At 32.2% G+C, this 13,634-nt stretch carries 13 protein-coding genes; 9 read left to right on the plus strand and 4 right to left on the minus strand.

Features of this window, described 5'->3' with window-relative positions; all coding sequences use genetic code 11:
• The first annotated feature begins 37 nt into the window (after nucleotides 1-37).
• The 3 genes from N7277_RS08690 (at nucleotide 38) to N7277_RS08700 (ending at nucleotide 2,797) form a co-directional block, all read left to right on the plus strand.
• The gene (locus N7277_RS08690) at nucleotides 38-1,111 is read left to right on the plus strand and encodes a branched-chain amino acid aminotransferase (RefSeq protein ID WP_274779174.1); all 1,074 of its coding nucleotides are present in this window, start codon (nucleotides 38-40) and stop codon (nucleotides 1,109-1,111) included.
• Between the two features lie 90 nt (nucleotides 1,112-1,201).
• Nucleotides 1,202-1,711 carry an FKBP-type peptidyl-prolyl cis-trans isomerase gene (locus tag N7277_RS08695; protein ID WP_274779175.1) on the plus strand — a complete coding sequence of 170 codons (510 nt, stop codon included), beginning with the start codon at nucleotides 1,202-1,204 and terminating at the stop codon, nucleotides 1,709-1,711.
• A 78-nt stretch (nucleotides 1,712-1,789) separates the two neighbouring features.
• A complete protein-coding gene (locus N7277_RS08700; RefSeq protein WP_446715139.1) occupies nucleotides 1,790-2,797 on the plus strand; it encodes a peptidylprolyl isomerase in 1,008 nt (335 codons plus the stop codon).
• A gap of 62 nt (nucleotides 2,798-2,859) precedes the next feature.
• Here N7277_RS08700 and N7277_RS08705 read toward each other — a convergent pair whose 3' ends face one another.
• Entirely contained in the window at nucleotides 2,860-3,687 is an 828-nt protein-coding gene (locus N7277_RS08705) for an ion transporter (protein ID WP_274779177.1), read from the minus strand.
• 152 nt (nucleotides 3,688-3,839) lie between these two features.
• Between N7277_RS08705 and N7277_RS08710 the strand changes: the two genes are divergently transcribed.
• The 6 genes from N7277_RS08710 (at nucleotide 3,840) to N7277_RS08735 (ending at nucleotide 10,200) form a co-directional block, all read left to right on the plus strand.
• Nucleotides 3,840-4,937 carry a Nif3-like dinuclear metal center hexameric protein gene (locus N7277_RS08710; RefSeq protein WP_274779178.1) on the plus strand — a complete coding sequence of 366 codons (1,098 nt, stop codon included), beginning with the start codon at nucleotides 3,840-3,842 and terminating at the stop codon, nucleotides 4,935-4,937.
• Nucleotides 4,938-4,940: 3 nt separating this feature from the next.
• The gene (locus N7277_RS08715; RefSeq protein WP_274779179.1) at nucleotides 4,941-5,720 is read left to right on the plus strand and encodes a zinc ribbon domain-containing protein; all 780 of its coding nucleotides are present in this window, start codon (nucleotides 4,941-4,943) and stop codon (nucleotides 5,718-5,720) included.
• A 68-nt stretch (nucleotides 5,721-5,788) separates the two neighbouring features.
• Nucleotides 5,789-6,268, plus strand: coding sequence for a PH domain-containing protein (locus N7277_RS08720; RefSeq protein ID WP_274779180.1), 480 nt, complete (start codon nucleotides 5,789-5,791; stop codon nucleotides 6,266-6,268).
• A 7-nt stretch (nucleotides 6,269-6,275) separates the two neighbouring features.
• Complete coding sequence (kdsA, locus tag N7277_RS08725; protein ID WP_274779181.1) at nucleotides 6,276-7,088, plus strand: 3-deoxy-8-phosphooctulonate synthase; 813 nt, start codon at nucleotides 6,276-6,278, stop codon at nucleotides 7,086-7,088.
• A 384-nt stretch (nucleotides 7,089-7,472) separates the two neighbouring features.
• Nucleotides 7,473-9,611: a TonB-dependent receptor plug domain-containing protein gene (locus N7277_RS08730; protein ID WP_274780822.1), complete on the plus strand. Its 2,139-nt coding sequence runs from the start codon at nucleotides 7,473-7,475 to the stop codon at nucleotides 9,609-9,611.
• Between the two features lie 88 nt (nucleotides 9,612-9,699).
• Nucleotides 9,700-10,200 (plus strand): hypothetical protein, encoded by a 501-nt coding sequence (locus N7277_RS08735; RefSeq protein ID WP_274779182.1) that lies wholly within the window; start codon nucleotides 9,700-9,702, stop codon nucleotides 10,198-10,200.
• Nucleotides 10,201-10,252: 52 nt separating this feature from the next.
• Here N7277_RS08735 and N7277_RS08740 read toward each other — a convergent pair whose 3' ends face one another.
• The 3 genes from N7277_RS08740 to N7277_RS08750 form a co-directional block, all read right to left on the minus strand.
• On the minus strand, nucleotides 10,253-11,605 hold the full coding sequence (locus N7277_RS08740; protein ID WP_274779183.1) for an MATE family efflux transporter: 1,353 nt from the start codon (nucleotides 11,603-11,605) through the stop codon (nucleotides 10,253-10,255).
• A 16-nt stretch (nucleotides 11,606-11,621) separates the two neighbouring features.
• Nucleotides 11,622-12,452, minus strand: coding sequence for a twin-arginine translocase subunit TatC (gene tatC, locus N7277_RS08745; protein ID WP_274779184.1), 831 nt, complete (start codon nucleotides 12,450-12,452; stop codon nucleotides 11,622-11,624).
• Nucleotides 12,453-12,572: 120 nt separating this feature from the next.
• A complete protein-coding gene (locus N7277_RS08750; protein WP_274779185.1) occupies nucleotides 12,573-13,532 on the minus strand; it encodes a KpsF/GutQ family sugar-phosphate isomerase in 960 nt (319 codons plus the stop codon).
• Between the last annotated feature and the right edge of the window lie 102 nt (nucleotides 13,533-13,634).

Raw genomic sequence — 13,634 nt, forward strand, 5'->3', positions numbered from 1 at the left:
ATATTAAATTTGTAGAAACTCAACTAAAATTTTTAAAATGATAATTCAAAAAACTTCAAACTCAAGAATTGGTCAATTTGACCCAGAAAACATTGGATTTGGTACTGCATTTATAGATCATATGATTATTTGTGAGTACGAGAATGGAAAATGGGGTGAAGTGAGGCTTATGCCATACGGTCCACTTCCTTTTACACCAGCGATGATGGGCGTAAACTATGGACAAGCTTGTTTTGAAGGCATGAAGGCTTATAAAGATAAAGATGGAGAAATTTATCTTTTCCGTCCTGAGAAAAATTTTGAGAGAATTAACAAATCTGCGAAACGTCTTGCAATGCCAGAGATTCCTGAAGAAGTTTTCCTTGGTGGTCTTAAAGCATTAGTAGATGTTGATAGAAACTGGATTCCTTATGGAGAAGGAAAAGCACTTTATATTAGACCTTTAATTTTTGCAACAGAGGAAGGTTTAAAAGCAAGAATTGCTAATAAATTTATGTTTGCAATTGTTGCGACTCCAGTACAAAGTTATTACACTGAGCCTGTTTCTGTAAAAATTTCAGATTTTTATTCTAGAGCTGCAAGTGGTGGGGTAGGTTCTGCTAAAGCTGCCGGAAATTACGCCGCTTCATTCTATCCTACAAAATTAGCTGCTGAAGAAGGTTATGAGCAAATCATCTGGACAGATGACGCTACACATAAATATTTTGAAGAAAGTGGTACAATGAACGTTTTCGTAAGAATAAACGATACAATTTATACACCGCCAACTTCTGAAAAAATTCTAGATGGGGTAACTAGAGATAGTTTCCTTCAGTTAGCAAAACACAAAGGCATTGACGTAAAAGTAGAGCCAGTAGAAGTTGCTAAAGTACTAGAAGCACATTCAAAAGGAGAATTAATAGAAGTTTGGGGAGTAGGAACTGCCGTAGTAACTAGCGTTTTCAAAGCGATTGGTTACAAAGACCAAAAATTAACTTTACCGGAACTTTCAAAAGAAGAAAGTTTCGCTTTAACTCTTAAAAAAGCATTGGTAGATATTCAAACCAATAAAGCTGAAGATCCTTTTGGATGGAGAGTAAAAGTAGAAAAGCATATTTTAGAAACTGCTTAGAAATAAGACTTTAAATATTTTAAACCGAGGAAATCTTTTCTCGGTTTTTTCGTTGTTATTTATTGAGTAATTAGTATTTTCGCAGTCAATATGAAAAAGGTAGTTTTCGTTTCAATATTATCACTTTTGTCTTGTGTTAAAAATTCACCAGCTCATCCTCCAGTTGGCGGTGTTTTATCACAAGAAGACTTAAATGTGTCTAAAAATAGAGCTAAAAATCTCAATTTATTAGAAAGAAAACAAATTCAAGATTGGATAGACCAGCAAGACAAAAAATTCTACTCTACAGGACTAAATTATTGGACGGATATCAGTGATTCTGAATCTAGGGATAAGAAAAAAGATGGTGAATTAGTTTCGTATGAATATGATTTATACGATTTCAACCAAGAAAAACTATACGAAAAGCCCAATCAAAATATAGATGCCCCATTAGGAAAATTTGAAGAATTGAAAGCGGTAGAAGATGCGGTGCGATATATGAAAAAAGGGGAACAAGCCACACTTTTAGTGCCTTCAGTTCTGGCTTTTGGGACGTATGGAGATGATGAAAAAATCCCAAATGACATGCCTTTAATCATTAAAATTAAAATTTTGTAAATTCATAAAATGAAAAAAATACTTTTATTAACTATTGCAATTATTACTTTAATTAATTGTACTCCAATTTATAAAAAAATGAATATAGACAAAGATTTTTACAACGGTCTTCAAGACGGTGTTTACGCTAAAATGGAAACTTCTAAAGGCGAATTGATTATCCAATTTTTTGATCAAGACGCACCTGTTACAGTAGCTAACTTCGTAGGTCTTGCACAAGGAACTATCGAAAATAAAGCAAAAGCAAAAGGGGTTCCTTATTATGACGGAATTGTTTTCCACAGGGTTATTAAAAACTTTATGATTCAAGGAGGTGATCCTCAAGGAACAGGAATGGGAGATCCTGGTTATAAGTTTGATGATGAGAAAAACGACCTAAAACATGAAGGAAAAGGTTATCTTTCTATGGCGAACTCTGGACCTAATACTAATGGTTCTCAGTTTTTCATTACAGAAGTTCCTACGCCTTGGTTAGATGGAAGACATACTATTTTTGGAAAAGTAATCAAAGGAGAGGATGTAATTGATGCGATTGCTAATTCTGAAACTGGTGCTCAAGATAGACCAAAAGAAGAAATTAAAATCGTAAAAGTAACAGTTTTCACTAAAGGTGATGCTTACGAAAAATATGACGCTGCTAAAATCTTTAACGAAGGTAAAGCAAAAATCCAAGAAAACAATAAAGCTTACATCGCTAAACAAGAAGCAGAAGCTGCTAAAAAATTAGAAGATTTAAAAGTTGGAATGACTAAAACTGCTTCTGGTTTAATGTATAAAATTACAAAAACTAATCCAGAAGGAAAAGCTCCAAAAGCTGGTAATATGGTTTCTGTGCACTATGCAGGGAAATTAACGAATGGTCAAGAGTTTGATAATTCATTCAAAAGAGGTGAGCCTATCGAAATTCCAATCGGAGTTGGTCAAGTAATTAAAGGTTGGGATGAAGGAATCCAACTTCTAAAAGAAGGAGAAGCTGCTACTTTATTGATTCCATCTGAATTGGGTTACGGAACAAGAGGAGCAGGAGGTGTAATTCCACCAAATGCTTGGTTAATCTTCGATGTAGAATTAGTGAAAGTAAAATAATATTACTTCATATATTTCATAGAAAAAACGTGCTTTTTAGCACGTTTTTTTATGTTAATTAATTAGGATAACTTTTCACCACAAGTCTTACAATATCTTGCATCTTCATCATTTTCACTATTACCACATCTGTCACAGAGTCTTGTTTTGGCCATTTTTCTTCTCATTTCAGAGGTTACAATTCCTGTAGGAACAGCAATGATGCTATAACCGCATAACATTAATACCACTGATAAAAATTTACCAAATGGAGTTACCGGAGAAATATCACCATAACCAACTGTGGTAATGGTTACAACGGCCCAATAAATGGAAGTAGGAATATCCACAAATCCATTTTTACCGTTTTCTACCACAAACATGAGTGAACCAATAATGGTTACCAAAATCATAATGAAAAGAAGGAAAATATAAATTTTTCTAGAGCTGTTTTTTAGTGCTTGAACGATGTATTGACCATCATTCATATAGTCTAATAAGTTGAGCACTCTAAAAATCCTTAGCATTCTCAATAATCTAATAATAGAAAGAAATTTGGTGAAAGGGAAAAATAAACTTAAGAAAAATGGAAGTAGTGATAACAAATCTATCACCCCTAAAAAACTGAAAATATAATCTTTCTTATTTTTAATCACAGAAATTCTCAGAATGTATTCTATCGTAAATGTAATAGTAATTAGCCATTCTAGACTTACCAAAAGAGAATGATAATGCTCGTCTATAGTATGAACACTCTCCATCATTACGATAAAAGTACTCAAGAATATCATCAGAAGAAGTAACAAGTCGAAAACCTTTCCTGATGGCGTATCAGAAAAATAGATAATCCTGAAAATTTTCTTTTTCCAAGGTGTATCTTCTGCAATTAAATTATGTTCTCTTTTCTGCATTTTATATAAAATTAATTGTTTTTGTGCCATTTTAATCAAATGACAGCTTCCTCTTGTCAAAAATAAGAGAAATATTTAGATTTCAAGAATATAAAAGCAAGAATGAAATTGTATTTTTGTAAAACTTAATTTTTAAGAATAATTATTTGAAAATGATTTTAAAAGAATTTACTTCAGAATTAGATAAACTATTTTCGCTTAAACAAGCTGAAGATTTTGATAATGTAGGCTTACTGTGTGGCAATCCTAATCGTGAGGTTTCGGGAGTTTTGGTATGTCATGATGCATTAGAAAATGTAGTAGATGAAGCTATTGCGAAGAGTTGTAACGTGATTGTAACGTTTCACCCAATCATTTTTTCAGGATTAAAATCCATCACTGGCAAAAACTATGTAGAACGTTCGGTTCTAAAAGCCATCGAAAATAAAATCGCTATTTATGCCATTCACACAGCTTTTGATAATGATTATTTCGGCGTGAATTATAGAATTTGCAATGAATTAGGTTTGAAAAATCAAAAAATTCTAATGCCAAAATCAAATCATCTTTTGCAATTGGTGGTTTATGTTCCTTCAGAATATTCAGAGAAGGTGAAGAATGCTTTATTTGAAGCAGGAGCAGGAAATATTGGCTTTTATGATGAATGCAGTTTTTCTGTAAAAGGAAATGGAACATTCAGACCTATTGAAGGTTCTAATCCTTTTTTGGGAACATATAATGTGAGAGAAAATGCTGATGAAGAAATGATTTCTGTGATTTTTGAAAGTTTCAAAAAGAATCAGATTTTATCAGCGATGAAATCTGCACATCCTTATGAAGAAGTTGCGTATCAACTTTACGCTTTAGAGAATGATAATCAATATGTTGGCTTAGGACGATACGGCGAATTAGAACAAGAAATGGAAGAAAAAGATTTCTTGAAATTCGTAAAAGAAAAATTTAATTTAGAAGTGATTCGTCATTCTGAATTCCTGAATAAAAAAATCAAAAAAGTAGGCGTTTTAGGAGGAAGTGGAGCAAGTGGAATTTCGGCAGCAAAAGCTTCTGGATGTGATGCTTACTTAACAGGAGATGTAAAATACCATGATTTTTTCCAAAGCGAAAACCAAATGTTAATCTGTGATATAGGACATTTCGAATCAGAACAATTTGTTACTGAGCAATTAGTTGAGATTTTGTCGGAAAAATTTCCTACATTTGCATTCTCAAAATCCACAGAAAAAACTAACCCTGTAAATTATTTCTATTAAGATATGGCAAAAAAAACTGTAGAAATTCCAGTAGAAGAAAAATTAAGAGCTCTTTATGATTTACAAATCATAGACTCTAGATTAGACGAAATCCGCAATACAAGAGGTGAATTACCAATTGAGGTAGAAGATTTAGAAATCGAAATCGAAGGTCTTAACAAGAGAGCACAAAAATTCGAAAACGAAATTAAAGACTTAAATGATGACATTAATAACAAAAAAGAAGTTATTAATCATTCTAAATCTTTGATGGAAAAATATAAATCTCAACAAGACAACGTAAGAAATAATAAAGAATTCGAAGCGCTTGCTAAAGAAATAGAATTTCAGGATTTAGAAGTTCAGTTGGCTGAAAAGAAAATCAAAGAATTTACTGCAAAAATTGCTCACAAAAATGAACTTTTAGATGAGTTGAAAGGTAAAATTGCAGAGCTAGACAGTCACTTAAACTTTAAGAAAAACGAACTAGATACCTTAATCGCAGAAACGCAAAAAGAAGAAGATTATCTTATCGAAAAATCTAAAGAATTTGCGGAAAAAATAGATGAAAGATTACTAGCTTCTTATAACAGAATCAGAAATAATTCTGGAAACGGATTAGCTGTAGTAGGTCTAGAAAGAGGTGCGCCAAAAGGTTCATTCTTTACTATTCCGCCACAGAAACAAATGGAAATCGCTCAACGTAAGAAAATTATCATCGATGAGCATTCTGGTAAAATCTTGGTAGACGATGAGTTGGTAATGGAAGAGAACGAAAAAATGGCTTCTATCATTAAATTCTAAAAATGTTAAATCAATATAAATTCCGTTCTTTTTGAACGGAATTTTTTATTTTTGCATAAAACAATGATATGAAAGAATTTGTGAATGCCAAAATGGATAAATGGACGTTATTTTACACCATTTTATACATTTTCTTCTCTATCGGAATGGTGATTTTCATGTTCGAGACTGAAGAGTCCAAATTTCCATTAATTTTGGTGGGCAGCATTCTTTCAGGAGCTTTTATTTTTACTTATTTCATGATTCCCAAAATAAGTTTGAGTGAAAACGCAATCCATGTAAAAAATTCTTTTGTTAACTTTAAAATTTCAATTCAAGACATTTCTCAAATTGAAAAAGTAGAAAAACTAGGCTTAAACATCAGAACATTTGGAGCAGGAGGCGTTTTTGGTTATTTTGGTTATTTTAATGGAAATTATGTTTGGTACGTAACCAATATTTATAAAAAAGTAAAAATTACCATGAAATCTGGGAAAATCTATATGTTTTCACCAGAAAATACAGAAGATTTTATTCAACAAATCACAAACCTAAAATCTAAAATTTAAAGTTATAATGATACAATTACTTGATAAAATTCATCACAAAGATTCTAAAAATTTCTTCTTAATTGCTGGTCCTTGTGCTATTGAAGGTGAAGAAATGGCATTTGAAATTGCCGAAAAAATTGTAAAACTTTCAGATAAATATAAAATTCCTTACATTTTCAAAGGGAGTTTTAAAAAAGCAAATAGAAGTAGAGTAGACAGTTTCACAGGAATTGGCGATGAAAAAGCTTTAGAAATCATCAAAAAAGTAGGAGAACATTTTAACATTCCTACCACTACAGATATTCACGAAAACGCTCATGCAGAACTCGCAGCTTCTTATGGAGTAGATGTTTTGCAAATTCCTGCGTTTTTGGTTCGTCAGACGGATTTGGTAGTTGCTGCTGCAAAAACGGGAAAAGCAGTGACTTTGAAAAAAGGTCAATTTCTTTCGCCAGAGTCTATGAAATTTGCGGTACAAAAAGTTTTAGATTCAGGAAATGATAAAGTGGCGATAATCGAGAGAGGAAATTCTTTCGGATATACAGATTTGGTGGTAGATTTCAGAGGAATTCCTACCATGCAAAATTATGCGCCAGTGATTCTAGATGTTACGCACTCTCTTCAACAACCGAATCAAAATTCTGGAGTAACAGGAGGAAGGCCAGAATTGATAGAAACAATTGCTAAAGCTGGAATTGCAGTAGGAACTGACGGAATTTTTATAGAAACGCATCCAGATCCTTCTTGTGCAAAATCAGACGGAGCGAATATGCTGAAACTAGATTTACTCGATGATTTATTAGGAAAGCTAACCCGAGTAAGAGAAGCTATTTTATAATATAAACCAAGCATTTTTGCTTGGTTTTTTCTTTGCAAAAAGATATAACTTACCATTGAAATAAATCTTTATCAATTTGATTAAATTTTATAAATTTATCCTTTAAAATATAACCTTTTGAAAAAGCTCATATTATTCTTAGTTCTCACATTTCCAATCTTGATTTTTTCACAAATCAATTTGAAAATTTTAGATGAAAATGGAACTCCTGTTTCTGATGTTAAAGTCACTTATAACAATCAAAACTATACCACCAATGCACAAGGTTTTGTTAAAATTCCTGTAACTGAAACAGAACAAGTATTGACGGCCGAAAAGGAATCTTATGTTTCTTTTACCAAAAAAATTAACCCTAAATTAAGATACCAAAACTTAAATGTTTTGATGGTTCTTTCTATAAAAACTAAAGATATTCAAGAAATTACCTTTCGTGGAAGAGGAAAACCAAAGAATACAGATCTTACTTCTCTAGAAATTTCTGCAAAACAGGCACAGGTCGTTGCATCACTTTCAGGAGGTGTAGAAGGTTTGATTAAGTCTTTACCTTCGGTAAATTCTAATGCCGAACTATCATCACAGTACATGGTGAGAGGTGGTAATTATGATGAGAATTTAATTTACATTAATGATATTGAGATTTACAGACCATTTTTAGTTAGAAATTCTTTACAGGAAGGAATGAGTATCATCAATCCAGATATGGTTTCTATGATTAACTTTTCTGCAGGTGGTTTCGAAGCGAAATATGGTGATAAAATGAGTTCTGCGCTTAATATTTATTACAGACAACCTTCAAAAACGGAAATCTCTGGTGAAGCAAGTCTTATTGGCGGAAGATTATCATTAGGTTTAGCTTCTAAAAATAAGAAATTATCAGCTTTATTCTCAGGAAGATATAGAAACACCAATTTGGTTCTGAATACTTTAAATGAAGATACAGATTTTAATCCTCAATATTTTGATTTTCAATCGTATATAAATTATTACATCAATGATAAATGGTCAGTATCATTTTTAGGATACTGGTCAAAAAATGACTATGAAATGATTCCAAATTACAAAGAAGTAGATTTTGGAACCGTACAACAGCCTATAAAATTATTGGTGGGCTATGAAGGAAAAGAAGATGATTCTTATAAAAATATGATGGGAACTGCTTCTATTACTTATAAACCAAGCAAAAAATTAAGTGTTACACTAGATAATTTTGCCTATCAAAATAGAGAAAGAGAATATTATACCATTGCTTCGGGTTATTTATTGCAAACCTTTAATCCTGTGACTGGAGACCCAAATTCTAGTTATGATGCGGGCGGACAAATAGATCATGCAAGAAACGATTTATTGGCAAGAACTTATGGAAGTCAATTGAGAGTTAAATTTTCACCTGATGCCAATACAGATATAGAAGTAGGTGCAAAAATGGAAAAAGAAATGCTTAAAGATCTTACGAATGAATGGCAATTGGTAGATTCTTTAGGTTACAGCACACCAAGAACTTATTTGAATCCTGGAGTTTTAGACGCTTCTGATTTAAAATTGAAATACAATATTTCTGGAAATAATGAAATCAATCCTACGAGAATTTCTGGTTATGCACAGTTTTCTAAAAAGTTGTATTGGGGAGAAAACAGAGTGTTCATTAACGGTGGGGTAAGAGCGCAACAATGGAGTTTCAATAAAGAAACTTTAATTTCGCCAAGAGCACAGTTCGCAATAAAACCAGATTGGGATGCAGATATGCTTTTCAGAATTTCGGGAGGAGTTTATTATCAAGCGCCTTATTACAAAGAAATCAAAGATTTAGACGGAACATTTAACGAAAATATTAAAGCTCAAAAATCAATTCAACTTATTTTAGCGAATGATTATGAGTTCAAAATGGTTGAGCGACCATTTAAGCTGACCACAGAATTATATTACAAAAAAATGAATGACTTAATTCCGTATTATATTGATAATGTTAGGATTAGATATTCAGGAAAAAATAATTCTGAAGGTTATGCTTATGGAATAGATACTAGATTATTTGGAGAATTTGTTCCAGGTGTAGATTCTTGGATTTCTGTAAGTTATGCCAGAGCAAAAGAAAATATTGATGGAAGAGGCTACATTGCAAGACCAACTGACCAAAGATTTAGATTTTCTATGTTTTATCAGGATTACATGCCGAAATTCCCTAGCATGAAAGTAAATCTTACTTTATTATTTGCAAGTGGTTTACCAAATGGAGCTTCGTTATTTGCAGACCCTTATGAATACACCAAAACTTTACCTTCTTATAAACGTGTTGACATTGGTTTAGAAAAAGTTTTTATCGACCAAAAAGACAATAAAGCAACGGGTGATTTCTGGAGAAAATGCAAAGAATTATCATTAGGCGTGCAAATATTCAATGCTTTTAATATAAACAATACTATTGCTAACCAATGGATTACCGACGTTAATTCAAGTTATATTTATCCAGTTCCTGTAAGATTAACCGGTAGATTTTTTAATGTAAAATTGAATTTTAAATTTTAGTAATCTATTTTTGAGTTAACTTTATTTAAAGAAAATATTGCTAAATTTTTAAAAATATTACTACTTTTGAATTCGAAATAATAAATAAATGAAAAGAATAATCAAAGCTTTAAGTCTTTTATCCTTTATTTTCTTTGGAACTCAGGAAATCAAAGCACAGTTGTATGATGTAGCAGTTGGCGGACAGGTAGATACAGGTGTAGGAGAGTCTTTGGTAGGTGTTTCTATAAAATATCAACCATTTCAGTTTGTAGGGATAGAATTTTCTGGAAATTATGGTGGTGGCTTTACAGCATTACAAGTTATTCCACAGTTTATTTATACAGTAAGTGAACAAACGGATGGTCTTGCTGTTTATGTAGGCGCTGGACCTTCATACATTACGGGTGGGCATCCTGAGAAAGTGAAGGCCTTCAATATTGTAGGAGTTGCAGGAGCAGAATTTGAATTGGTAGATTATCCTATAAGTTTCTTTGCAGATTGGAGACCTAGATTATACCAAGAAGACCCAGGTTTTTACAATACCATGCAAATAGAAAAAGGTTTCGAACCAGGTAGATTTAGTTTTGGGTTAAGATATACTTTCTAACAATTTTATAAAAAATAAAAGTCTTGAAAAATTCTTCAAGACTTTTTTATTTTTAGTTAGATTGAGCTTTAATTCTTTTCTCCGAAAGATTTCTAAATCTTATCACCAAAAGCACTGCAGAAATGGTAAGTCCTATTCCTAGAGCAATCCACATTCCGAAAGCACCCATCTTCATAGAAACCGTCAGATAATAACCTAATGGAATAGTGATGACCCAATAAGCAATAAAGGTAAGAATAGAAGGGATTTTCACATCTTGTATTCCTCTGAGACAACCTAATGCGGTTACTTGTACACCGTCTGATAATTGAAATAATGCCGCTATAATCATCAATTGAGACGCCAATTCTACAACAGCAATGTCTTCTTTTTTGGTGAAAAATGTAGGTAAAACATCTTTTCCAAGAATAAAAACCAATCCGCACATCAGCATAAAGATAAAAGCGATTTTCAGATTGTTAAAACCTACTTTTTCTAAGTTTACAAAATCTTTTTCGCCTAATTTTCTTCCAATCATTACCGTAGAAGCTACACTGAATCCTACACAAAGATTAAAAGTGAAACTCGCCATAGATAGCGCAATTTGATGTGCAGCAATATCTTTTGCAGAAATCAATCCACAGATAAAAGCAGCACCAGCAAAAGCCGTTACCTCAAAAAACAGTTGCAATGCAGTAGGAAAGCCCAATCTGATTAATTTTTCGAACATTTCCTTGCTGAAATTCTTTATTTTTAATGAAAAATCTTTGATATATCTTCTCGTTTTTTCTTCTTTTATCAATACATAATACAAGAAAACCATCATAGCAACTCTTGCAATAAAAGTGGCCCAAGCTGAGCCTGCAACTCCCATTTTAAAATGTTCTATAAAAACATAATTGAGAATAACATTGATAATATTTGCGAAAATAGTGGCTTTGGTTACCCCAATCGTAAAAGAAAGCCCTTCTGAAACTTCTCTCATCGTTTGAAAGATCATAAATGGAATGATACTCAAGGTTACGATGGAAAGAAAGGTAATCATATCTGGTAAAATTTCTTTTGGCTGATTCAAATAAGGAAGAAAAGGAATGATTCCAAATATCAAAAGCATTAAAACAAAAGCTAAAATAATGTTCACCACAAACCCGTGTCGGAAAATACTGTTAATTCTGTTGTGATTATGTTGCGAATGCGCTTCAGAAACTAATGGCGGAATCGCAAGTGAAAATCCTAATCCAAAGATGAAAATAGAGAAAAACATAGCATTTCCAAGAGAAACTGCAGCCAATGCTTTTGCACCAAGAAGTTTCCCTACAATAATGTTATCAAACAAGTTCACAGAAACTTGCCCTACTTGTGTAAGCATTACTGGGAGCGCAAGTTTTAAGGTTTCTTGCGTAAACTGTTTATTGAGAAATTTCATTTGTTAATTTTAATGGTTATGAGTTTCTTTTGGCTAATTCTTTTTGTTCTGCTTTTTGAATTTTTTTGTAAACATAAATGCTCATTAAAACACTAAATTCATACAAAACCAAAAGCGGAAATGCTGCGGCCAACATACTGAAAACATCTGCCGGTGTTACAATGGCGGCAACTACCATAATAACTACAATCGCATGTCTTCTGTAAGTTTTCAAAAATACAGGCGTTAAAATTCCTATCGTTGTTAAAAAATAAACGACTACTGGAAATAAGAAAACCAATCCCATTCCTAAAACCACTTGCAAGAATAGAGTAGTGTAGTCTGATAAGTCAAATAATTGTGTAATAGAATCTGAAATGGTAAACAATAATCCGAAATTAATTGCCAATGGAAGGATAAGAAAATATCCTACTAATGCACCAATAATAAAAAGAATCCAAATGAAATTAATCACAAATGAAGAATTTTTTCTTTCTCTAGGATGAAGTGCTGGACTAATAAATCTCCACAATTCCCAAATAATATAAGGAAGCGCAAGAACCATTCCTCCAAATATAGAAACAGACATCATTACATCAAACTGTTGCAATAATTTTTTCTGTTGAACTTGAAACGTATCTGGCAAAACGAAACTTTCGTGGCCAAAAAACTCTTGAGAATAATGATTGATAACTCTAAAAGTAATAAAATCATTTTTGGTAGGTGCAAAAAACACATGATCCATAATCCAGTTAATATTGAAACCTACAATTAAAGCTCCAATAATTATTGCGATAATACAACGAATAAGATGCGATCTTAGTTCACCTATGTGTCCTAAAAAGGACATTTCTTTCTCTTCTGCCATATATTCTAGTTCCGAATTTTCGGGTTTAATTTTTTATTATTTAAACTTATAGTTTAATTATTTTTTGTTTGAAATGTTTTATCTTTTTTCTTGAATCTTGGCTCTTGATTCTTGTCTCTTCTAATTTATCCCTTCATCCAGCAATCTGTGCAAATCTATAATTCCGAAATAATTTCCATTATCTGTTACAATCAGTTGGCCTATATTATTTTGTTTCAAAACTGTCATAGCTTCTTTTGCAAGCGCATTTTTGTCAACTGTTTTCGGATTTGCAGACATTAAATCTTTTGCTAAAATTCCAGTAAGATTTTCTGTTTTCAGAAGCATTCTTCTTAAATCTCCATCGGTAATTACACCTACTATTTTTTCTTGGTCTGTTACCACTGTTATTCCATGCTTAGAACTTGAAATAGAGAAAATTACATCTTTTATACTAGAATTTACTTCAACTAAAGGTCTCTGTTCAGAAACGAATTGTTCTACTCTTGCCGTTAAGTTTTTTCCTAAACTTCCACCAGGGTGAAACTTGGCAAAATCTTGGTCTTTGAAATTATTGAGTTCCATTAAACAAACCGCCAATGCATCTCCAATTGCCATTTGAACCGTAGTAGAACTTGTGGGCGCTAATTTATTTGGGCAAGCTTCCACTTTTACCGAAGAATCTAAGACCACATCAGAAGCTTCTGCCAATTTAGATTTTAGATTTCCTGTCATCCCGATTAAAGCAGCGGAATAATCTTTCAAAAATGGCAGTAAATAAACAACTTCTGGCGAATTTCCAGAATTTGAGATACAAAGCACTACATCATTTTTTTGTATCACCCCTAAATCTCCGTGAATCGCTTCCGCAGCATGTAAAAACTGCGAGGGTGTTCCTGTGGAATTTAGCGTAGCTACTATTTTGTTTCCTACGTGTGCAGATTTACCAATACCTACTACAATCAGTTTTCCATGAGAGTTATTGACTATGTTTACCGCTTTTTCGAATTGTTCATTAATTCTACTTTTAAGCGATTCTAACTCAGTAACTTCTACTGCAATAGCGTTTTTGGCAAGGCTAATAATGTCTATTTTTTCCAAAATACAATTTCTTAGATTTATAAGTTTCTTAAAGGATAAAACATAGTTTTTTTTAAATTTTTAAAAATTTTCAAATCTCATTAAAAAGTTTTATCTTTGGTA

It is taken from the genome of Cloacibacterium sp. TD35, assembly GCF_028864635.1.
Lineage (GTDB): Bacteria > Bacteroidota > Bacteroidia > Flavobacteriales > Weeksellaceae > Cloacibacterium.